We start from the raw sequence: 20,933 nt of genomic DNA, 5'->3' as shown, positions 1-20,933 counted from the left end.
CCCCCACCGGCGCTGTTCATCAGGGTACGGGTGGGGGCCTGCGGCGGAAGGCTATTTGCAGAACTGGCAGTCCGACGCGTTTATGGTGAGCCGCATGTTTCGTCTTGAGACAGAAGTCGACAAGACCCGGCGCGATCTTCTCCGTTCGCGGCTGCGCGCCGCCAACACCGCCGCCTCACCGGTCCTGGCCGCGTTGCGCGGCACGCCGGCGGAACGCGAAGTCCCGCTGCACGTCTGGGTGTCGGACGCGGCGGGCGGACTGGCGGGCGGACTGGTCGGCCACACCTGGGCGACCTGGCTGCACGTGACGTATCTCTGGGTGGACGAACGCCACCGGGGTGCCGGGCTGGGCGGGCGGCTGCTGGCCGAGGCGGAGCGCGTGGCCCACGTGGAGCGCGGCTGCGGGGCCGCGCGGCTGGAGACGTGGGACTTCCAGGCCCCGGAGTTCTACCGGAAACGGGGCTACGAGGTGGTGTGTGTGATCCCCGACTATCCGCCGGGGATCACCGAGTACACCCTGACCAAGAAGCTCTAGCCTGCCCTAGGCGATCCGCCGGGCCCCCGGCGACGGCACCGCCTCGAACACGCGCGGGGCCGTGAAGCCGGCCGCGGCGAAGGCCTCCTCGACGGCCTTGGTGATGGTGTCGACGTCGGTGGCCTCCGCCAGGACGATCGCCGAGCCGCCGAAGCCGCCGCCGGTCATCCGCGCGCCGAGCGCGCCGGTGGCCAGCGCGGTGTCGACGACCAGGTCGAGCTCGGGGCAGGAGACGCGGAAGTCGTCCCGCAGCGAGGCGTGGCCCTCCGCCAGCACCGGGCCGATGGCCCGGGTGTCGCCGGACTCCAGCAGGGCGACGACCCGCTCGACACGCGCGTCCTCGGTCACCACGTGGCGGACCAGGCGGCGGACCTCCTCCTCGTCCCCGAGGCGCTCCAGGGCCGCGTCCAGCTCCCCGTACGGGATGTCCCGCAGGGCGTCCACGCCGAGCAGCGCGGCGCCCTTCTCGCAGCCCGCGCGGCGCTTGCCGTACTCGCCGGTGCTGTGCTCGTGCTTGACCTGGGTGTCGACGACCAGCAGCCGCATGCCCTCGGCCGCGAGGTCGAAGGGGATCTGCTTCTGGGAGAGGTCCCGGGTGTCGAGGAACAGCGCGTGGCCGTCGGTGCAGCACGCGGAGGCCGTCTGGTCCATGATGCCGACCGGGGCGCCGACGTAGACGTTCTCGGCGCGCTGGCACAGGCGGGCCAGCTGCCAGCCCTTCAGGCCCAGTTCGTACAGGTCGTTCAGGGCGAGGGCGACCACGACCTCCAGGGCCGCCGACGAGGACAGGCCCGCGCCCGCCGGGACGGTGGAGGCGAGGTGGACGTCCGCGCCGGTCACCGCGTGGCCGGCCTCGCGCAGCGCCCAGACCACGCCCGCCGGGTAGGCCGTCCAGCTCTTGTCGGACTCGGGGACCAGGTCCTCCGTCCGCAGCTCCACGACACCGCCCTCGACATCGGCGGAGTGCAGCCGCAGCACGCCGTCCGTGCGCCGCGAGACCGCCGCGAGCGCGGTGTGCGGCAGCGCGAAGGGCATCACGAAGCCGTCGTTGTAGTCGGTGTGCTCACCGATGAGGTTGACGCGCCCGGGCGCTGCCCAGACGCCCTCGGGCTCGGCCCCGTACAGCTCGGCGAAGCCCTCCCGCACCTGCTGTGCGCCCACTCTCAGCTCTCCCTTGCGATGCTTGCGCGGTTCTGTGCGAACTCCCACGCGTCCGCCACGATGCCCGCGAGGTCCGCGCGGGACGGGTTCCAGCCCAGTTTCTCGCGGGCCGTGTCGGCGGAGGCCACCAGGACCGCGGGGTCGCCGCCCCGGCGCGGGGCCGTGACCTCGGGGACGGGGTGGCCGGTGACCTGGCGGACCGTCTCGATGACCTCGCGGACGGAGAAGCCGTTGCCGTTGCCGAGGTTGCAGATCAGGTGCTCGCCGCGGCGGGCGGCCGTCAGCGCCAGCAGGTGGGCCTCGGCGAGGTCGGCGACGTGGATGTAGTCGCGGACGCAGGTGCCGTCCGGGGTCGGGTAGTCGTCGCCGTAGACGGAGATGGCGTCGCGGCGGCCCTGGGCGACCTGGAGGACCAGCGGGATGAGGTGCGACTCGGGGTCGTGGCGCTCGCCGTACGCGCCGTAGGCGCCGGCCACGTTGAAGTAGCGCAGCGAGACCGCGCCGAGGCCGTGGGCCTTCGCCTCGCCGGTGATCATGTGGTCGACGGCGAGCTTGGACGCGCCGTACGGGGAGGTCGGGGCGGTGGGGTCGGTCTCGGTGATCGGCGTGCTGACGGGCTCGCCGTAGGTCGCCGCGGTGGAGGAGAACACCAGCTTGCGCACGCCCGCCTCGCGCATCGCGGCGAGCAGGGCCATGGTGCCGCCGACGTTGTTGTCCCAGTACTTCTCCGGCTTCACCACCGACTCGCCGACCTGGGAGAAGGCGGCGAAGTGCAGTACGGCGTCGTAGGAGGAGTCGAGCCACTTGGCGGCGTCGCGGATGTCGCCCTCGACGAAGGCGGCTCCGGCGGGGACGCCCTCGCGGAAGCCGGTGGAGAGGTTGTCGAGGACGGTGACCTCGTGCCCCGCCTCCAGCAGGTGCTGGGCGACGACACTGCCGACGTATCCGGCGCCGCCCGTGACCAGGTACTTACCGCTCATCAACTCGCTACCTCTCGCAGTCGCTCGGCCGCGCGCTCCGGCGGCACGTCGTTGATGAACACGCTCATGCCGGACTCGGAACCCGCGAGAAACTTCAGCTTGCCGGAAGTCCTTCGGATGGTGAAAAGCTCCAGGTGGAGCGCGAAGTCGTCACGGGTGACGCCCTCGAACTCCTCCAGTTGGCCGAACGGGGCCTGGTGCCAGGCCGCGATGTACGGCGTCGGCGGCTCCCCCTCGCCGAAGATCCGGTCGAAGCGCCTCAAGAGTTCCAGATAAACCTTGGGGAACTCTGAGCGCGCGCCCTCGTCGAGCGCGAGCAGATCGGGCACCCGGCGCTTCGGGTACAGGTGGACCTCGTACGGCCAGTGCGCGGCGTACGGCACGAAGGCCACCCAGTGTTCACCCTCAAGGACGACCCGCTCGCCGGCCAGCTCGCGCTCCAGGACCGCGTCGAACAGGTTCTCCCCGCCGGTCGCGTCCTTGTGGGCGGCGAGCGAACGCAGCATCAGGGCGGTGCGCGGGGTGGTGAACGGGTAGGCGTAGATCTGCCCGTGCGGGTGCTGGAGGGTGACCCCGATCTCGGCCCCGCGATTCTCGAAGCAGAACACCTGTTCCACGGAGGGCAGATGGGACAGCTCGGACGTCCGGTCGGTCCACGCGTCCAGCACCAGCCGCGCCTGCTCCTCGCCGAGGTCGGCGAAGGACGAGGTGTGGTCCGAGGTGAAGCAGACGACCTCGCAGCGGCCGGAGTCGCCGGCGAGCGAGGGGAAACGATTCTCGAAGACGACGACGTCGTACGACGAGTCGGGGATCTCGCTCAGCCGCTCGCCCTCGGAGGGGCACAGCGGACACTCGTCGGCCGGCGGGTGGTAGGTGCGCCCCTGCCGGTGCGAGGCGATGGCGACGGAGTCGCCGAGGAGCGGATCCCGGCGTACCTCCGAAGCGGTGACCGTGGGCTCCAGCGGGCGGCGGTCCACCGCGTCGCGCACGGCGTCGTCCCGCAGGTCGTAGTAGATGAGCTCACGACCGTCGGCCAAGCGGGTCGAGGTCTTCTTCACCGCCACTCTCCATCCGTACACCCAGCAAAGCTTTAAACAGAACCGAACACATCAAAGCACAAATCCCCACGCCGGTCACCATCACAACCGAACAAAGAACCCCAAGCAAGGTGAGGCCCGGATGCAGATCCCCCCACAGAACGTCCACCTCGCGGCCGAGCTGCGGCTCCCCACGAACTGGCTCGACTACACGATCCTGGCGATCTACTTCGTCGTCGTGCTGGGCATCGGCTTCGCCGCCCGCCGGTCGGTGAAGACCAGCCTCGACTTCTTCCTCTCCGGCCGTTCCCTGCCCGCCTGGGTCACCGGTCTCGCCTTCATCGCCGCCAACCTCGGCGCCACCGAGATCCTGGGCATGGCCGCCAACAGCGCGCAGTACGGCGTCTACACCACGCACTGGTACTGGATCGGCGCCATCCCGGCCATGGTCTTCCTCGGCCTGGTGATGATGCCCTTCTACTACGGCTCCAAGGTCCGCTCGGTCCCCGAGTTCCTGCTGCTGCGCTTCGACCGGGGCGCGCACCTGCTCAGCGCGATCCTGTTCGCGTTCGCCGCCATCCTGATCGCCGGCGTCAACCTGTACGCCCTCGCCATCGTCGTCGAGGCGCTGCTGGGCTGGCCCGAATGGGTGGCGATCGTGGTCGCCGGGTTCTTCGTGCTGGCGTACATCACCCTGGGCGGCCTGTCCTCGGCGATCTACAACGAGGTGCTGCAGTTCTTCGTGATCCTCGCCGCGCTGATCCCGATCACGGTGCTCGGCCTGAGGAGCGTCGGCGGCTGGGACGGGCTGTCGGACAAGCTCACCGAGCAGCACGGCGCCGACTTCATGACCGCCTGGGGCGGCACCGGCATCGGCAGCGAGAACCCGCTCGGCGCCAACTGGCTGACGATCGTGCTCGGCCTCGGCTTCGTGCTGTCCTTCGGCTACTGGACGACGAACTTCGCCGAGGTGCAGCGCGCGCTGTCCGCGAAGAACCTGTCGGCCGCCCAGCGCACCCCGCTGATCGCCGCGTTCCCGAAGATCTTCATCGTCTTCCTGGTGATGATCCCCGGCCTGGTCGCCGCCGTGCTGGTCCCGCAGATCGGCACGCCCGAATCCGACCTCCAGTACAACGACGCCATCCCCTACCTCATGCAGTCACTGCTGCCCAACGGCGTGCTCGGCATCGCCGTGACCGGGCTGCTGGCCGCGTTCATGGCGGGCATGGCGGCCAACGTCTCGTCCTTCAACACCGTCTTCACCAACGACATCTGGGCGAAGTACGTGGTGCGGGACCGCGAGGACGCGTACTATGTACGGTTCGGGCGGCTGATCACCGCGCTCGGTGTGTTCGCCTCGATCGGCACGGCGTTCCTGGCGAGGTCGTTCTCGAACATCATGGCCTACCTCCAGGCGCTGTTCTCCTTCTTCAACGTGCCGATGTTCGTGGTCTTCATCATCGGCATGTTCTGGAAGCGGGCGTCGATGAAGTCCGGCTTCTGGGGCCTGCTCGCGGGCACCGCGGCCGCGATGGTCAACTACTTCGTCATCTACAAGCAGGGCATCATCGACATCCCCTCCGACCAGGGCGCCAACTTCGTCTCCGCGATCGCGGGCTTCGTCGCGGGCGCAGTCGTCATGGTGGCCGTCTCCCTGTTCACCAGGCCGAAGCCCGTGGAGGAGCTGCAGGGCCTGGTCTACGGCACCACGTCCCCCGGCATGGCCGAGCCGCCGGCGCCCGGCGACGAGGCCTGGTACCGCAAGCCGGCGCTGCTGGGCTGGGGAGCGATCGTCCTGGCCGCCGTCTGCTACATCCCGTTCTCGTTCTGACGCGGGAGGATTGAGAGAGCATGTCTGAGCACCCCGAGCACGGCTTCAGCGAACAGGACGTCCAGCGCGAGGTCACCGATCTGGAGGGCAAGTCGGCGACGGCCGCCCAGCTCTTCGACATCCGCCGCATCATCGGCGGCCTGTTCGTGATCTACGGCGTCATCGTCACGATCATCGGCCTGACCGACGACGACGCCGCGATCGACAAGGCCCAGGGCGTCAACATCAACCTGTGGACCGGCGTGGGCATGCTGCTCCTCGGCCTGTTCTTCCTGGCCTGGCTGAAGCTCCGCCCCGCGGCTCCCCCGCCCCCGCGTCCCGTCCCGGAGGCGGAGGACCGGCCCACCACCGAGTGACACCCGGGTGAGCCCCCACGGGGCCGGAGCCGGCTACGGTTCCGACCCCGTCGCCGTCTCCCGGACCGGACCGTGCGTCCGCAGCGGCCCCGCGCGGTCCAGCAGGCCCGTGCGGGCCGCGAGGGCCGCCGCCTCCAGGCGGGAGCCGACGCCCAGTTTCATCAGGACCCGCTGGACGTGGGTGCGGGCGGTCGAGGGGGCGATGCCCATCCCGGCGGCGATGAGGCGGGTGTCCTCGCCGTCGGCGACCCGGACCAGGACCTCTACCTCGCGCGGGGTGAGCATCTGCAGCAGGCGCTGGCCCTCGTCGTCGGGCTGGGCCGCAGGGTTGAGGAGTTCACCGAAGGCGCCCTGGAGCAGTTGCGGGGCGACGGCCGCCTCGCCCGCCCGTGCCTTCATGATGGCCCGCTCCACGCCCTCGATGCGCTCGTCGTGCCGTACGTAGCCGGAGGCCCCGGCCGCGAAGGCCGCCGCGATACCGCGCGGGGACGGCACGGGCCCCAGCACCAGGACCGCCACCTGCGGCCGCTCCCTCTTGATCCGCAGCACCGGGTCGAAGGTACCCGGCTCCGCCGGGGCCGCCGTCCCCAGCAGGCACACCTCCGGTGCCCGTGCGATCACCAGCTCCGCGGCACCCGCCGCGGGCGCGGCGGCGGCCAGCACCCGGTGCCCGCGCAGCTTCAGCGCGGAGGCCAGCGCCTCCGCGAGCAGACGGTGGTCGTCGACCACCATGAGCCGCACTCCCATCGAGCAACCCCCCAAGTCCCCCCGGTGGACGCCCCTATGGATGCCCACGGGATCACACGGACAGACCCCGGACCGCGGCGGCTCTTCGGTCCCGCTCCGCCCCGGCCACGCCCCCGGCGCGGGGCCCCCCGGCACCCACGCCCTTCATGCCCCCGGAAGCTACACGCTTGTTCGACGTTGCGCTGCCCTCTCCTGGTGAGAACTGCCCCGGATCGCCGAAATTCCGCTCTTTCGAGGGTGTTGACGGGGTTGAGCGGTACGCGCGCGGCCCCGTCCCTGAGCTGGGACGGGGCCGCGTGCGCTCCGGCGCGTGCGCCGGGTGGGGGAATCAGCCGGTGGCGCCGAAGGCGATCGCCAGGTACTCCCGGCCGCCGTACGAGGACCCGCTGGCGTACACGTCGGCCATGTACAGCTGCCCCTGCGAGTACAGCAGTTCCGCGGAGCCGGGCTGCATGCTGGTCTCCGCGTCGCGGACCGTCTCGTCGGACGGGTTCTCCAGCAGCTTGGTCTCCTTGAAGGTGCCGCCGTCGATGCTGACGACCTGGCCGCCCTTGTCGTAGGGCGGCGACTTGTACGCGATCACGTTGCCGCCGTCCATGCGCAGCGGGGTGATCGTGTAGTCGTCGCCGGCGTCGGCGCGCTGGCCGGTCTGCTTGCCGGTGGCCAGGTCGAAGACGACGATCTCGTTGGTCTGGCCGTAGTCGCTGCCGGCGCTGTCGTGCTCCTCGGTCGGGATGTACAGCCGGTCGTTGCCGACCGCGAGGCCGGCGCAGTCCTCGATCCGGGAGATGCCGTCGCACTTGGCGGCGTAGGCGTCGCCCGGCGCGGAGATACGGGTGCGCAGCTTGCCGGTCTTGTTGTCGACCGAGAAGAAGTCCGAGATGCCGGAGCCGTCGCCCGCGGCGTCGCCGACGTCGGCGGCCACCACCAGCGGCTCGGTCGACACCACGCTGGCGTACTCGATGCCCCTGGTCATCTTGTACTCGGAGATCACCTTCCCGGACTTCGGGTCGATGGTCTGGATGTGCAGCTCGCGCTCGCCGTACTGGCCGCACTTGCGCACCGCGACCAGCTTGGCGCCGCCGCCGTAGCCCGCGTCGTAGCAGGTGTCGGTCGGCTTCGGGCTCCACAGCGACTTGCCGGTCGTCACGTCGAACGCGGCGCCGCCGCTGGTGCCGCCGACGGCGACGGTGTTCCCGCTGACGGTTACGTTGTCGAAGGTGATCAGCCGGTCACCGGTCTTGGCGCTCTTCGTCCACAGCGTCTTGCCCGCCGCGAGGTCGATCGCCGCGACCTGGCTGCACCCCTCGTGGGAGTCCTTCGCCGGCATCTTCGGCTGGAAGACGACCGCGGCCTTGTCGTCGTCGGTGATGTGCTTGCTGGCGGAGCAGACCGGGCCGGGCAGCTTGATCGTCCAGGTCTTGGTGCCCTTCGCGCGGTCGTAGCCGACGATCTGGGCGACGCCGCTCTTGGCGTACACCTCGTCGGTGAGCCAGGAGCCCTCGACGACGACGGTCTCGTCCTCCGCCACCTTCGGCATCGGGACCTGGAACAGCACCTTGGACGCGGTGTTGCCGGGAACCTTCTCCGAGCCCTTGGTGGAGGCGCCGCCGGAGCCGCCCTTGTCGTCACCGCCGCCGGTGCCGCCGCTGGAGCTCGCGGTGTCGTTCTTGCCGTCGTCGTCGCCGGAGGAGGCGTACCAGACACCGCCGCCGACGATCAGCGCGATCGCCACGACCGCGGCGACGATGATCGCCAGCTGCGCGTTGATCTTCCGCCCGCCGCCGGCCGGCGGGTCCGCCTGCGCCTGCATCGGCATCGTCGGCTGCTGATAGCCGTAGCCGGGCTGCTGGCCGTACGCGCCCGGCTGCTGGCCGGAGTACGGGCCGGGCGCCGGGGTCGCCGGGGCGCCGTACGGGCCGGGCGGGGTGGCCGGGCCGCCGTACGGGCCGGGCTGCTGGCCCGGGTAGCCGTAACCGCCGGGCGGGGTCTGCGGCGGGCCCTGCGGCGACTGGGGCGCCTGGGGGTAGCCGTAGCCCGGCTGCGGGGCGGGGGCGGGCGGGGTGGGCGGCGTCTGCGGGGCGCCGAAGCCACCCGGCTGCTGCGGCGGCTGGCCCTGGGGCTGGCCTTGGGGCGCGCCGAACCCTCCCCCCTGCGGGGGCTGGTTGGGCGGCGGAGGGGGCGGCTGGGTCATGGCGTGGATACCTCGGGGACGGATCGACTCGCGGATCGGCTCACGGATCGGCTCAGGGACCGACTCGGGGAGAACGGGAGAAGGAAGTGAGAGCGCGTCACTTGCCGAAGGCCAGCATCAGCTTCTCCTTGGTTTCGTCGTTGCCGGTCAGCCGCGTGGTGGAGATGTACAGCCGCCCGTCCGCCCAGTCGATGTCCCGGGAGAAGAAGCTGCCCTCGACGTCCGCGGCGCCCTGCGGGTTCTGCAGCAGCTTGGCCGGCTTGTGGCTGCTGCCGGTGGCCGCGATGGACACGACCTGGCCGCCCGCGTCGTACGACGGCTCGACGTAGGCGATCAGCTTGCCGCCCTCGGCCCGCAGCGGCAGCATCGGCTCGTCGGCCGGGGACTTCACCCGCCACTTCTCCTTGCCGTCGGCCAGGGAGATCGCGATGACGTCGTTGGCGCCGGCGTCGCCGTCCGTGGGCAGGAAGAGGGTGTCCGCGGTGGCCACGACTCCCGTGCAGCCCGTCAGTTCACGCTGGAGGATGCCGATGCCGCACTCGGGGGCGATGCCGTCCTTGATGTCGACCTGGGAGCGGATCTTGCCGCTGCCGGTGAACGTGGCGACGTTCCACTTGTCGGTGTCCTCGTTGGTGCTGTAGACGACCAGCGGGTCCACGGAGAAGGTACGGGTGATCCGCCAGCCCTTCTCGTACGCGAACGTCCACTTGACCTTGCCGGTCTTCGGGTCCAGCTCCGAGATCTCCTCGTGCTCCTTGTCCGTGGCGGCCCCGCAGGAGGCGACCTGGATCAGCCGGGAGCCGCCCGCGAACGCGGCGGGGAAGCAGGCGTCGCCGTACTTCTTCTTGTCGTAGAGCTTCTTGCCCGTGTTGACGTCGTACGCCGTGCCGGACTGCGAGCGGCCCACCATCAGGGTGTCGCCGGCCAGGGAGAGTTCGACGGTGATCGTGCTGTCGAACAGGTCGCCGTCACCGATCTCGCCGCTCCAGCCCTTCTCGCCGGTGGCGAGATCGATCTGCTGGAGCTGGTTGCACTCGGCGCGGTCGCTGGAACCGCTCATGTACGCCACGACGATCTTGTCGTCGGCCGACTTCTGCGGGGTGGCCGCGCAGATCTCCTGCGGGAAGGTGATCGCGTCCCAGGTCGGCTTGCCGTCGCCCACGTTGTACGCGAAGACCTGCTGGTACGCCGCCTTCACCGCCGTCTTGTCGGTGATCCACATGCCGGGGGCGTCGGCGCCGGAACCGGGCGCGTCGGGCGCCTCCTTGTACCAGAGCACCTTCGACTCGCCCGCCTTGCGGCCCTCGTTGAGGTTGTCCGGGTCGGCGCCGCCGTCGCCGCTGCCGTCGCCCGGGTTGACCGGGGCGTCGGTGGCGGTGGGCTTGGCGTCGTCGCTCTTGCCCGCGACCGGCTCCTTCTTGCCGCCCTCGTCACCACCGGCGACCGCGTACACGGTGCCGCCGATCACCAGCAGTGCCGCGACCGCCGCGCCGATCGCCAGCGCGGGCTTGCCCTTGAAGGGGTTGCGGGAGCCGGACCCGGCGGGCGGCGGGGTGCCGGGGCCGCCCGGGAACTGGGTCTGCGGGTAGCCGTAGCCGGGCTGGGCCGGCTGGCCGTACGGTCCGGGCTGCTGGGGCTGGCCGTAGGGGCCGGGCTGCTGACCGTAAGGGCCGGGCTGGCCGTACGGCCCCGGCTGCTGGGCGGTGCCGTACGGGCCGGGCTGCTGGGGCTGGCCGTACGGGCCGGGCTGCTGCGGGTAGCCGTAGCCCGGCTGCGGGGCGCCCTGCGCGGGCGGCGGGGTCTGCGGGGGCTGCGCCGGGGGCGGGGGAGTGCCCTGCCGGGGGTCCTGCGGAGCTCCGAAACCGCCCTGCGGCGGCTGGCTCTGCGGCGCGCCGGAGCCGCCCGGTTGCTGCGGTGGCTGGTTGGGCGGCTGGGTCATCTGCGGTTCCCCCTCGTGACCGATGTGGCGCCGCGCCCCTGTGGCGCTGCGTTTCCGCCACACCCGTGTTTCTCAGACGTATTCAGACGGTTCTCAGACGGCCCTTTCTATCACCCGCCGCCGACAGCACAGCGGGCCGGAGCCTCCCCTGTTCCCAAGGGAGGACCGGCCCGTGATGCCGTCGTTACGCGCCTTCACGCGCCCTTCACTACCCTTGCGCGTCCTCGGCGAGTTCGAGCCAGCGCAGCTCCAGCTCCTCCCGCTGCCCCGCCAGATCCCGGAGTTCGGCGTCGAGTTCGGCCACCTTCGCGAAGTCCGTGGCGTTATCGGCGATCCGCGCGTGCAGCTTGGTCTCCTTCTCGGAGATCTTGTCCAACTGCCGCTCGATCTTCTGCAGTTCCTTCTTCGCGGCGCGCTGGTCGGCGGCGCTCTTCTCCGTCGTCGCGGGCTTCTGCGCCACGGGCGAGGCGGCCGCGGCCGCCTCCTCCATGCGCTGCCGCCGCTCCAGGTACTCGTCGATGCCGCGCGGCAGCATCCGCAGGGTGCCGTCGCCGAGCAGGGCGAACACCCGGTCGGTGGTGCGCTCGATGAAGAACCGGTCGTGGGAGATGACGATCATCGAGCCGGGCCAGCCGTCGAGGACGTCCTCCAGCTGGGTCAGGGTCTCGATGTCGAGGTCGTTGGTGGGCTCGTCGAGGAAGAGGACGTTGGGCTCGTCCATGAGGAGGCGCAGCAGCTGGAGCCGGCGCCGCTCACCGCCGGACAGGTCGCCGACGGGCGTCCACTGCTTCTCCTTGCCGAACCCGAACGTCTCGCACAGCTGACCCGCGGTCATCTCGCGGCCCTTGCCGAGGTCGACGCGCTCACGCACCCGCTGCACGGCCTCCAGGACCCGCCAGGTGGGGTCGAGTTCGGCTACCTCCTGCGAGAGGTAGGCCAGCTTGACCGTCTTGCCCACGTTGATCCGGCCGGCGGCGGGCTGGGCCTCGCCCTCGGTCCGCGCGGCCTGGGCCATCGCCCGCAGCAGGGAGGTCTTGCCGGCGCCGTTGACACCGACCAGGGCGATGCGGTCGCCGGGGCCGAGCTGCCACGTCACGTGCTTCATCAGCACCTTGGGGCCGGCCTGGACGGTGATGTCCTCCAGGTCGAACACCGTCTTCCCGAGCCGCGAGGAGGCGAACTTCATCAGCTCGCTGCTGTCCCGGGGCGGCGGCACGTCCTTGATCAGCTCGTTGGCGGCCTCCACGCGGAAGCGCGGCTTGGACGTGCGGGCGGGGGCGCCGCGGCGCAGCCAGGCCAGCTCCTTGCGGATCAGGTTCTGCCGCTTGGCCTCCTCCGTGGCCGCGATCCGCTCACGCTCCGCGCGGGCGAAGACGTAGTCGGAGTAGCCGCCCTCGTACTCGTAGACGTCGCCGCGCTGCACGTCCCACATGCGGGTGCAGACCTGGTCGAGGAACCAGCGGTCGTGGGTGACGCAGACCAGCGCGGAGCGGCGCTCGCGCAGATGCCTCGCCAGCCAGGCGATGCCCTCGACGTCCAGGTGGTTGGTCGGCTCGTCGAGGACGATGAGGTCCTGCTCCTCGATGAGCAGCTTGGCCAGCGCGATACGGCGGCGCTCACCGCCGGAGAGCGGCCCGATGACCGTGTCCAGGCCCTGCGGGAACCCCGGCAGGTCCAGCCCGCCGAACAGGCCGGTCAGCACGTCCCGGATCTTGGCGTTGCCCGCCCACTCGTGGTCGGCGAGGTCGCGGATGACCTCGTGCCGGACGGTCGCCTCGGGGTCCAGGGAGTCGTGCTGCGTGAGCACGCCCAGGCGCAGCCCGCCGGAGTGCGTGACCCGCCCGGAGTCCGCCTCCTCCAGCTTGGCGAGCATCCGGATCAGCGTCGTCTTGCCGTCGCCGTTGCGGCCCACGACACCGATGCGGTCCCCTTCCGAGACGCCGAGGGAGATGCCGTCGAGCAGGGCACGGGTGCCGTACACCTTGCTGACGTTCTCGACATTGACCAGGTTGACGGCCATTTCTCTCCTGCGTACGGGGGACCGGTCAGCCTTCAAGCCTAGGGCCTCGGAGGTGGGGGGCGGCGCGCGAGGGGGTGGTCACTCGCTGTGATGACGTGATCGGGACGCGGCGGCTACCGTGGAGGGCAGGCGCCAGGATGCCGTCCATGGGAGGAACCATGACTGCCGAGCCCGTCGAGCACCGCGTCCAGTGGCCGGTGCCGCCGCCGGACGGTTACACCGTGGACGACCTGTTCACCCTGCCGGATCTCCCGCCGCACACCGAGCTGATCGACGGGAGTCTGGTCTTCGTGAGCCCGCAGCGCCGTTTCCACGGCAACGTGATCTACCTGCTCCTCCTCGGCCTGCGCAGCAGCGTGCCGGACAAGTACAGGGTGAGCCAGGAAATGACAGTAGTTCTTGACGAACACAACGGCCCCGAGCCCGATGTCTGCGTGATCCGGCGAGAGGGGGTCACCGGACCGACCCAGACCAGTTACCGGGCGAGCGACGTGGTCCTCGCTGTCGAGGTGGTCTCCCCCGACTCCGCATCCCGCGACCGCACGACCAAGCCGCAGAAGTACGCCGCCGCAGGGATCGGGAACTTCTGGCGGGTGGAGATGAACGATGCGGACGGCCGCCCGGTCGTCCACGTGTACGAGCTCGACCCACTGACCAAGGCCTACGTCCACACCGGCATGTACCGCGACCGCGTGAAGGTCGACCAGCCCTACCCCGTCGACATCGACCTGACGGAGATCGACACCCTCTGAGCGCGGCTCAGACGATCGTCGCCCCCGGCACCGGACCCGCCGTCACCCGTACGGAGCGGCAGGTGCCGGACGCGCTCAGTGTCTTCGCGACCTTCTCCGCCGCCGCGGCCGACTCGCACAGGAACGCCGTCGTCGGGCCCGAGCCCGAGACCAGCGCGGCCAGGGCTCCCGCAGCGGTTCCCGCGGCGAGGGTGTCGGCCAGGGAGGGGCGCAGGGAGAGGGCGGCGGGCTGGAGGTCGTTGACGAGGGTCGCGGCGAGGGCGTGGGCGTCGCCCTTGGCGAGGGCCGTCAGGAGCTCGGGGGAGGCGACCGGCTCGGAAACGTCGGTGCCCTCCGTCAGGCGGTCGAACTCCCGGAACACCGCCGGCGTCGACAGCCCGCCGTCAGCGAGCGCGAACACCCAGTGGAAGGTGCCCCCGACCTCCAGTTCCGTCAGCATCTCGCCGCGGCCCGTGCCCAGCGCCGCCCCGCCGACCATGCTGAACGGCACGTCGCTGCCCAGTTCGGCGCAGATCTCCAGCAGCTCCGGGCGGGAGGCGCCGGTCTGCCACAGCGCGTCGCACGCCAGCAGTGCCGCCGCGCCGTCCGCGCTGCCGCCCGCCATGCCGCCCGCGACGGGGATGTCCTTGGCGATGTGCAGGTGGACGTCGGGCGTACGGCCGTACCGCGCGGCCAGCGCCTCCGCCGCGCGGGCGGCCAGGTTCGTCCGGTCGAGCGGGACCTGGTCGGCGTCGGGCCCGGAGCAGGTGACGCGCAGTCCGCCGGGCGACGGGGTGGCGGTGACCTCGTCGTACAGGCCGACCGCCAGGAAGACGTTCGCCAGGTCGTGGAACCCGTCGGGGCGGGCGGCGCCGACCGCGAGCTGGACGTTGACCTTGGCCGGGACGCGGACGGTGACGCTCACTGCTGCACGGGCTCCTCGGTCTGGGCGGATGCCTTGTTCTCGGCGATGCGGGCGAACTCCTCGACGGTCAGCGACTCGCCGCGCGCCTGAGGGGAGACGCCCGCGGCGACCAGGGCGGCCTCCGCGGCGGCCGCGGAGCCGGCCCAGCCGGCGAGCGCGGCCCGCAAGGTCTTGCGCCGCTGGGCGAACGCCGCGTCGACGACGGCGAACACCTCCCGCTTGGAGGCGGCGGTCTTGATCGGCTCGGTGCGGCGGGTGAGCGCGACCAGGCCGCTGTCCACGTTCGGCGCCGGCCAGAACACGTTGCGGCCGATGGCACCGGCCCGCTTCACCTCGGCGTACCAGTTGGCCTTCACCGAGGGCACCCCGTACACCTTCGAGCCGGGCGCCGCGGCCAGCCGGTCGGCGACCTCCGCCTGCACCATGACCAGGGTGCGCTCGATGCTCGGGAACGTGTCGAGCATGTGCAGCAGCACCGGCACGGCGACGTTGTACGGCAGGTTCGCGACCAGCGCGGTCGGGGCGGGACCCGGCAGCTCGCCGACGTGCATCGCGTCGGAGTGCACCAGCGCGAACCGGTCGGCGCGCTCCGGCATCCGCGCGGCGATCGTGGCGGGCAGCGCGGCGGCCAGCACGTCGTCGATCTCCACGGCGGTTACCCGGTCGGCCACCTCCAGCAGGGCCAGCGTGAGCGAGCCGAGCCCCGGGCCGACTTCGACGACCACGTCGTCGGGCCGCACCTCGGCGGTGCGGACGATACGGCGGACCGTGTTCGCGTCGATCACGAAGTTCTGGCCGCGCTGCTTGGTGGGGCGTACGCCGAGGGCTGCCGCCAGTTCACGGACGTCGGCGGGGCCCAGCAGGGCGTCGGGGGTGGGGCTGCTCACGGCACAAGGGTACGGGGGCGCGGGGACGGCTCGGTCCGTGGCGGCCCCGCTCAGCCGTTCAGCCGCGCCCCGCAGTGCGGCCAGGGGCTCGCCCCGTGCCGCAGGTACAGCTTCTTCGCCCGGAACGTCTGCTCCTCCGCCGGGGCGTCCTGCGGGCGGCCGGAGCCGCCGAGGTCGTGCCAGGTGGTGGTGTCGAACTGGTACAGGCCGCCGTACGTCCCGGAGGGGTCGACGGCGTCGGGCCGCCCGCCCGACTCGCACTCCGCGAGTCCCCGCCAGTTCAGGTGGTCGGCGCCCCGCACGGACATCGGCAGCGGCCTCGTGCCGACCTTCACCACCTGCGCCCGCGGTTCGCGCACCAGCTCGCTGCGCAGTCGGCGCGGCTTCTGCCGGACCCCGTTGACGGTGCGCAGGGAGTAGGTGACCCGGCGCAGCCCGGGCAGCCCGGCCTGCTCGACGACCTCCGTGCCCCGGAACACCGTGGGGTCCTGGACGCGCCGCACCCGGAACGGGATCTGCTCCTCGCGGACCTCCTTGCCGCCGGTGATCCGCAGGACGGTGACCGTCTGCCCGTCGCGCGGGAAGCTGTCGGGCGGGACGGAGGTGGTGTCCTCGCCGCGCAGGGTGATGCCGGCCTGTTCGACGGCCTCGCGGACGGTCGCCGCGTTGGTGCGGACGGTGCGGGAGCGGCCGTCGGCCATGATCGTGACGGAGCGCTCGGTGCGGACGTCCAGGGTGAGGCCGGCCCGGCCGATGCGCCGGGAGCGTGCGGTGGAGAGGTACGCGCCCTCCGCGCGCACCCCCCATTGTCTGAGCGCCCCTTCCACCGTGCGCGCCGTCGTCCACACCTCGCGCCGGTGTCCGTCGAGGGTGAGCCGCACAGGGCGTCCGTAGCTCACCGTCACCTCGTCGCCGCTGGTGAGGGGGGTGCCGGGGGCGGGCTCGACCATGTCGTGCGCGCCCAGTTCGACGCCCTGGTCGGCGAGGAGTTCGGTGACGTCGTCGGCGAAGGTGTGCAGGGCGCGCGGTCTGCCGTCGACGCTCAGCTCGACCGCCTTGTCCTCGGCGACGAAGGCGGTGGTGCCGCCGGCGAGGAAGGCGACGACCAGCGCCTGCGGGAGCAGTCGGCGCATGGAGCCGTCCGGCCGCTCGGCGTAGCGCGGCTTGCGCCGGCGCGCGGCCCGCCGGTTCACCGTGGTGCGCGTCCCGGGCGCCTGCGCGGGAGACACCACCCCGTACGTCAGGGTCTCCGCGGTGTGCGGATCGATGCGGGTGTCCGTGTCGTACGCCCCGTGATCGGGGCCGTACCCGTACCGCGCGTACTGCGAACTGCTCACGCCGACACACTCCAGGAGGCCAGAGGGTCCGAAGAGGGGGCCCGGGGGTCCGATCGGGCCCCCAGAACCTAGCGGAGCGTTCGTCACTCTCCAAAGCGACGCGACTACGGAGTGTGGCGATCAGTAGCCGAAGGCGCGTGCCGTGTTCGCCGCGACGGCCGTCGCCATCGCGTCCTCGTCGATGCCGCGCACGGCGGCCATCGCGCGCACGGTGATCGGGATGAGGTAGGGCGCGTTGGGCCGTCCGCGGTACGGCGCCGGCGTCAGGAAGGGCGCGTCGGTCTCCACCAGCAGCAGCTCCGGCGGGGCCACCGCCACCGCGTCGCGGAGATTCTGGGCGTTCTTGAAGGTGACGTTGCCGGCGAAGGACATGAAGTAGCCGGCGCGGGCGCAGATCTCGGCCATCTCGGCATCCCCGGAGTAGCAGTGGAACACCGTGCGCTCCGGCGCGCCCTCCTCCTTCAGGATGCGCAGGACGTCCGCGTGGGCCTCGCGGTCGTGGATGACCAGCGCCTTGCCGTGCCGCTTGGCGATCTCTATGTGGGCGCGGAAGGACGTCTCCTGCGCCTCCTTGCCCTCGGGCCCGGTGCGGAAATAGTCGAGGCCGGTCTCCCCGACGCCCTTCACCTGGGGCAGCGCGGCCAGCCGGTCGATCTCGGCCAGGGCCGCGTCGAGCCCCGCCTGCCCGCCGGGCTCGCGCGCGCCCTGCCGGGACCAGCCGTCGGGGTCGCCGTGCACGATCCGCGGGGCCTCGTTGGGGTGCAGGGCGACGGCGGCGTGCACGTTCTGGTACGCGGCGGCGGTCTCGGCCGCCCACTGCGAGCCGCGCACGTCACAGCCGACCTGCACCAGGGTCGTGACGCCCACGGACTCGGCCGTCAGCAGCGCCTCGGCGACCGTGCCGGACTGCATGTCGAGGTGGGTGTGGGAGTCGGCGACCGGCACCCGGAGGGGCTCGGGCATCGGCGGGGCTTCGTCGTGGGAGGACATGCCCCGATCCTACGAAAGGCGCGGACCTCAGCCGGCCCGGCGCTGGAGGGGCGGGTGCAGCGCGCTGAGCGCCGACGACACCTGGCCGGCCCGCATGATCCGGACGACGTGCCCCTCACAGTTGCGGCACTCGGGCCGCCGCAGCGGCGACGGCACGACCCGCCCGTCCGCCACGTACAGGACGAACTCCCGGCCCTCGGCGTCGACGTGGTGCTCTATCTCGTACGACTGCTCCCACGCGTGCCCGCAGCGCATGCAGGCGAAGGAGTACGACTCGTGAACGACGGCGGTCGGCTCGCTCATGCCAGCTCCCGGTGTCCGCTGGAGTGGGGACAGCTCCTGCCCCGCCTCCAGTGGACTCCCGTACAGTGCCGAAAGCACGCCAACTGTCCACTGTTGAAGGGGTTTTGACGCCCTCTTGCAGAAACGCCCGGACTGCTTTACCGGCGGATGAGAAACAGACTCAGGGGCGCGAGGCGCTGTCCGATATGCGGCGCCACCGCACGGGCGAGAACCCCCGTCAGCCCGCGGACGACCGCTTGTCGGCGACCACCGCGTCGAAGACCACCCGCTTCGGCACGCCCGCCTCCACGGCCACCGCCGCGATCGCCTCCTTGCGCCGCTCCCCCGCCTCCTCACGCACCCGCACCCGGCGCACGAGCTCCGCCGCGTCCAGCTCCTGCGGCGCGGCCTCCGGCGCGCCCTCGACGACGACGGTGATCTCCCCGCGGACGCCCTCCGCCGCCCACGCCGCCAGCTCGGCCAGCGGACCGCGCCGGACCTCCTCGTAGGTCTTGGTCAGTTCGCGGCAGACGGCGGCCCGCCGCTCGCCGCCGAACACCTCGGCCATCGCGGCGAGGGTGTCGTCGAGCCGGTGCGGGGCCTCGAAGTAGACGAGGGTGCGCCTCTCCTCGGCGACCTCGCGCAGCCGGCCCAGCCGTTCGCCGGCCTTGCGCGGCAGGAACCCCTCGAAGCAGAAGCGGTCCACCGGCAGCCCGGACAGCGCGAGCGCGGTCAGCACCGCGGACGGCCCCGGCACGGCGGTCACCCGGATGTCCTGCTCGACGGCCGCCGCGACCAGCCGGTACCCGGGGTCGGACACCGACGGCATGCCCGCGTCCGTGACGAGCAGCACGCGCGCGCCGCCGAGCAGGGCCTCGACGAGTTCGGGCGTACGGGCGGACTCGTTGCCCTCGAAGTACGACACGACACGCCCCTTGGGGGTCACGCCGAGCGCCTGGGTGAGGCGGCGCAGCCGGCGGGTGTCCTCCGCGGCGACCACGTCGGCCCCGGCCAGCTCCTCGGCGAGCCGGGGCGGGGCGTCGGAGATGTCGCCGATGGGAGTGCCGGCGAGGACCAGGGTTCCGGGAGTGTCTGTCACGGTTCCATCCTCGCAGGGGCCATGCACGGGACTCACACAGCACGGTTCCCTACGATGGCGCGGTGACCAGTACCGCGTCCTCCACGGACACCCGGCAGGACCAGGCAGCCCTCGACGCGCAGCCGTCGTGGCAGCGGCGGCTGCGCCGTTTCGGCTACCGCGCGGGAACCCGCGGTGACGTCCGCGACCGGCTGGTGCCGCCGTACGCCGAGCCGAGCCCGCGGCTGTGGGCGGCGCTCGGGGTGCCGCACGGGCTCGCCCGGTGGCTGGTGCGCTGGTCGGGCTGGCTCGGGCCGCTGCTGGTGACGCTGTTCGCGGGTGTGCTGCGGTTCTGGAACCTGGGCAGCCCGAAGGCGGTGATATTCGACGAGACGTACTACGCCAAGGACGCGTGGGCGCTCGTCCACCGCGGTTTCGAGGTCAACTGGGACAAGAACGTCAACGATCTGGTCCTGTCGTCGGGCGGTCATGTCCCCATCCCGTCCGACGCGGCCTATGTGGTGCATCCGCCGGTCGGCAAGTACGTCATCGGGCTCGGCGAGCTGATCTTCGGGTTCGACCCGTTCGGCTGGCGGTTCATGACGGCGCTGCTCGGCACCCTGTCGGTGCTGCTGCTGTGCCGGATCGGCCGCCGGCTGTTCCGCTCCACCTTCCTCGGCTGCCTGGCCGGCGCGCTGCTGGCGGTGGACGGGCTGCACTTCGTGATGAGCCGTACCGCGCTGCTCGACGGCGTGCTGATGTTCTTCGTGCTGGCCGCGTTCGGCTGCCTGGTGGTGGACCGTGACAAGGCGCGCGCGAAGCTGGCCGCCGCACTCCCGGCGGACGCCGACGGCCGGGTCCGGCCGGACGCGTACACGGCGGAGCACACCCGCCTGGGATGGCGGCCGTGGCGGCTGCTGGCCGGTCTGATGCTGGGACTGGCGTTCGGCGTCAAGTGGAACGGCCTGTACATCCTGGCCGCGTTCGGCCTGATGACGGTCCTGTGGGACGTGGCGTCCCGCCGGGTGGCGGGCGCGCGGCAGCCGTACCAGGCGGTGATCCGGCGGGATCTGGGCTGGGCGTTCCTGTCGACGGTGCCGGTCGCGCTCGTCACGTACCTCGCGAGCTGGACCGGCTGGATCCTCTCCCCGAGCGACGGCAGCGGCGGCTACTACCGCGACTGGGCCGCGACCGACGGCAAGGACAGCAGCTGGTCGTGGCTGTTCCCGGACTGGTGGCGCAGCCTGTGGCACTACGAGACCCAGGTGTACGAGTTCCACGTCGGCCTGTCGTCGCCGCACACGTACCAGTCGAATCCGTGGAGCTGGATCGTCGACGGGCGCCCGGTGTCGTACTTCTACGAGTCCCCGGCACCCGGCACGGACGGCTGTCCCGCGGACGCGGGCGAGAAGTGCGCCCGCGAGGTGCTGGCGCTGGGCACGCCGATGCTGTGGTGGGTGGCCTGTTTCGCGCTGCTGTACGTGCTGTGGCGCTGGTTCTTCCGCCGCGACTGGCGCGCGGGCGCGATCGCCTGCGCCGTCGTCGCCGGTTACCTGCCCTGGTTCCTGTACCAGGAGCGGACGATCTTCTTCTTCTACGCCGTCGTGTTCGTGCCGTTCCTGTGCCTGGCGGTGGCGATGCTGGTCGGCGCACTGGTCGGCCCGCCCGGCGCGAACGACACCCGCCGGGTGGCGGGGGCGACGGGCGCGGGCGTGCTGGTGCTGCTGATCGCGTGGAACTTCATCTACTTCTGGCCGATCTACACCGGCCAGGCGATTCCGATCGACGACTGGCGTTCACGGATGTGGCTGGATACCTGGGTGTAGCGGCAGCTAACGATCGGAAAAACATCCATCCCTGTTGTCACACCTCGCACTTACAGTGCGGGTGACCACAACGGGGA

The 20,933-nt window shown here is 71.6% G+C and carries 18 protein-coding genes; 5 read left to right on the top strand and 13 right to left on the bottom strand.

Going from position 1 to position 20,933, the window contains the following annotated elements:
* Positions 1–82: 82 nt before the first annotated feature.
* A complete protein-coding gene (locus tag ACSU6L_RS21830) occupies positions 83–535 on the top strand; it encodes a GNAT family N-acetyltransferase (protein ID WP_437059220.1) in 453 nt (150 codons plus the stop codon).
* 6 nt (positions 536–541) lie between these two features.
* Here ACSU6L_RS21830 and galK read toward each other — a convergent pair whose 3' ends face one another.
* Genes galK through galT form a run of 3 tightly spaced genes read right to left on the bottom strand, consistent with a single transcriptional unit; the run spans position 542 to position 3,734 of the window.
* Positions 542–1,696: a galactokinase gene (galK, locus tag ACSU6L_RS21825; RefSeq protein ID WP_437059218.1), complete on the bottom strand. Its 1,155-nt coding sequence runs from the start codon at positions 1,694–1,696 to the stop codon at positions 542–544.
* 2 nt (positions 1,697–1,698) lie between these two features.
* Complete coding sequence (galE, locus tag ACSU6L_RS21820) at positions 1,699–2,676, bottom strand: UDP-glucose 4-epimerase GalE (RefSeq protein WP_437059216.1); 978 nt, start codon at positions 2,674–2,676, stop codon at positions 1,699–1,701.
* Positions 2,676–3,734: a galactose-1-phosphate uridylyltransferase gene (galT, locus tag ACSU6L_RS21815; protein ID WP_437059214.1), complete on the bottom strand. Its 1,059-nt coding sequence runs from the start codon at positions 3,732–3,734 to the stop codon at positions 2,676–2,678. The genes galE and galT overlap by 1 nt, the downstream gene beginning before the upstream one ends.
* 121 nt (positions 3,735–3,855) lie before the next feature.
* On the opposite strand from galT, the gene ACSU6L_RS21810 reads away from it, so the two are divergent.
* Complete coding sequence (locus tag ACSU6L_RS21810) at positions 3,856–5,544, top strand: sodium:solute symporter family protein (protein WP_437059212.1); 1,689 nt, start codon at positions 3,856–3,858, stop codon at positions 5,542–5,544.
* A gap of 20 nt (positions 5,545–5,564) precedes the next feature.
* Positions 5,565–5,900 carry a hypothetical protein gene (locus ACSU6L_RS21805; protein WP_437059210.1) on the top strand — a complete coding sequence of 112 codons (336 nt, stop codon included), beginning with the start codon at positions 5,565–5,567 and terminating at the stop codon, positions 5,898–5,900.
* Between the two features lie 33 nt (positions 5,901–5,933).
* On the opposite strand, the gene ACSU6L_RS21800 is transcribed toward ACSU6L_RS21805, so the two are convergent.
* The 4 genes from ACSU6L_RS21800 to ACSU6L_RS21785 form a co-directional block, all read right to left on the bottom strand.
* Positions 5,934–6,647 (bottom strand): helix-turn-helix transcriptional regulator, encoded by a 714-nt coding sequence (locus ACSU6L_RS21800; RefSeq protein WP_437059208.1) that lies wholly within the window; start codon positions 6,645–6,647, stop codon positions 5,934–5,936.
* A 328-nt stretch (positions 6,648–6,975) separates the two neighbouring features.
* The gene (locus ACSU6L_RS21795; protein ID WP_437059206.1) at positions 6,976–8,841 is read right to left on the bottom strand and encodes an outer membrane protein assembly factor BamB family protein; all 1,866 of its coding nucleotides are present in this window, start codon (positions 8,839–8,841) and stop codon (positions 6,976–6,978) included.
* A 97-nt stretch (positions 8,842–8,938) separates the two neighbouring features.
* Positions 8,939–10,780 (bottom strand): outer membrane protein assembly factor BamB family protein, encoded by a 1,842-nt coding sequence (locus ACSU6L_RS21790; protein ID WP_437059204.1) that lies wholly within the window; start codon positions 10,778–10,780, stop codon positions 8,939–8,941.
* A gap of 208 nt (positions 10,781–10,988) precedes the next feature.
* Positions 10,989–12,800: an ABC-F family ATP-binding cassette domain-containing protein gene (locus ACSU6L_RS21785; protein WP_437059202.1), complete on the bottom strand. Its 1,812-nt coding sequence runs from the start codon at positions 12,798–12,800 to the stop codon at positions 10,989–10,991.
* A gap of 158 nt (positions 12,801–12,958) precedes the next feature.
* On the opposite strand from ACSU6L_RS21785, the gene ACSU6L_RS21780 reads away from it, so the two are divergent.
* Entirely contained in the window at positions 12,959–13,552 is a 594-nt protein-coding gene (locus ACSU6L_RS21780) for a Uma2 family endonuclease (protein WP_437059200.1), read from the top strand.
* A gap of 7 nt (positions 13,553–13,559) precedes the next feature.
* Here the strand turns inward: ACSU6L_RS21780 and ACSU6L_RS21775 are convergent, their stop codons facing one another.
* The 6 genes from ACSU6L_RS21775 to rsmI all read right to left on the bottom strand — a co-directional run bounded on the left by ACSU6L_RS21775 (position 13,560) and on the right by rsmI (position 19,051).
* The gene (locus tag ACSU6L_RS21775; protein WP_437059198.1) at positions 13,560–14,456 is read right to left on the bottom strand and encodes a 4-(cytidine 5'-diphospho)-2-C-methyl-D-erythritol kinase; all 897 of its coding nucleotides are present in this window, start codon (positions 14,454–14,456) and stop codon (positions 13,560–13,562) included.
* The gene (gene rsmA, locus ACSU6L_RS21770) at positions 14,453–15,343 is read right to left on the bottom strand and encodes a 16S rRNA (adenine(1518)-N(6)/adenine(1519)-N(6))-dimethyltransferase RsmA (protein ID WP_437059196.1); all 891 of its coding nucleotides are present in this window, start codon (positions 15,341–15,343) and stop codon (positions 14,453–14,455) included. The genes ACSU6L_RS21775 and rsmA overlap by 4 nt, the downstream gene beginning before the upstream one ends.
* 50 nt (positions 15,344–15,393) lie before the next feature.
* Positions 15,394–16,680, bottom strand: a complete 1,287-nt coding sequence (locus tag ACSU6L_RS21765) for a ubiquitin-like domain-containing protein (protein ID WP_437059194.1) — start codon at positions 16,678–16,680, stop codon at positions 15,394–15,396.
* A gap of 120 nt (positions 16,681–16,800) precedes the next feature.
* Positions 16,801–17,670 (bottom strand): TatD family hydrolase, encoded by an 870-nt coding sequence (locus tag ACSU6L_RS21760; protein WP_437059192.1) that lies wholly within the window; start codon positions 17,668–17,670, stop codon positions 16,801–16,803.
* 27 nt (positions 17,671–17,697) lie between these two features.
* Positions 17,698–17,973 (bottom strand): hypothetical protein, encoded by a 276-nt coding sequence (locus tag ACSU6L_RS21755; protein WP_073941424.1) that lies wholly within the window; start codon positions 17,971–17,973, stop codon positions 17,698–17,700.
* A 217-nt stretch (positions 17,974–18,190) separates the two neighbouring features.
* Positions 18,191–19,051, bottom strand: coding sequence for a 16S rRNA (cytidine(1402)-2'-O)-methyltransferase (rsmI, locus tag ACSU6L_RS21750; RefSeq protein ID WP_365513095.1), 861 nt, complete (start codon positions 19,049–19,051; stop codon positions 18,191–18,193).
* Positions 19,052–19,113: 62 nt separating this feature from the next.
* Here rsmI and ACSU6L_RS21745 point away from each other — a divergent pair, with 62 nt between their 5' ends.
* Positions 19,114–20,856 carry a dolichyl-phosphate-mannose--protein mannosyltransferase gene (locus ACSU6L_RS21745; RefSeq protein WP_437059190.1) on the top strand — a complete coding sequence of 581 codons (1,743 nt, stop codon included), beginning with the start codon at positions 19,114–19,116 and terminating at the stop codon, positions 20,854–20,856.
* The last annotated feature ends 77 nt before the right edge of the window (positions 20,857–20,933 follow it).

This window comes from Streptomyces sp. enrichment culture (assembly GCF_964272855.1).
GTDB lineage: Bacteria > Actinomycetota > Actinomycetes > Streptomycetales > Streptomycetaceae > Streptomyces.
This window is presented reverse-complemented; position numbering and strand designations above follow the sequence as displayed.

Bases quoted from the DNA above. Each gene is read 5' to 3' on its own strand.
- ACSU6L_RS21830 (WP_437059220.1), top strand. From the start codon at position 83: ATGGTGAGCCGCATGTTTCGTCTTGAGACAGAAGTCGACAAGACCCGG.
- galE (WP_437059216.1), bottom strand. From the start codon at position 2,676: ATGAGCGGTAAGTACCTGGTCACGGGCGGCGCCGGATACGTCGGCAGT.
- ACSU6L_RS21810 (WP_437059212.1), top strand. From the start codon at position 3,856: ATGCAGATCCCCCCACAGAACGTCCACCTCGCGGCCGAGCTGCGGCTC.
- ACSU6L_RS21805 (WP_437059210.1), top strand. From the start codon at position 5,565: ATGTCTGAGCACCCCGAGCACGGCTTCAGCGAACAGGACGTCCAGCGC.
- ACSU6L_RS21800 (WP_437059208.1), bottom strand. From the start codon at position 6,647: ATGGGAGTGCGGCTCATGGTGGTCGACGACCACCGTCTGCTCGCGGAG.
- ACSU6L_RS21795 (WP_437059206.1), bottom strand. From the start codon at position 8,841: ATGACCCAGCCGCCCCCTCCGCCGCCCAACCAGCCCCCGCAGGGGGGA.
- ACSU6L_RS21790 (WP_437059204.1), bottom strand. From the start codon at position 10,780: ATGACCCAGCCGCCCAACCAGCCACCGCAGCAACCGGGCGGCTCCGGC.
- ACSU6L_RS21785 (WP_437059202.1), bottom strand. From the start codon at position 12,800: ATGGCCGTCAACCTGGTCAATGTCGAGAACGTCAGCAAGGTGTACGGC.
- ACSU6L_RS21780 (WP_437059200.1), top strand. From the start codon at position 12,959: ATGACTGCCGAGCCCGTCGAGCACCGCGTCCAGTGGCCGGTGCCGCCG.
- ACSU6L_RS21760 (WP_437059192.1), bottom strand. From the start codon at position 17,670: ATGTCCTCCCACGACGAAGCCCCGCCGATGCCCGAGCCCCTCCGGGTG.
- ACSU6L_RS21755 (WP_073941424.1), bottom strand. From the start codon at position 17,973: ATGAGCGAGCCGACCGCCGTCGTTCACGAGTCGTACTCCTTCGCCTGC.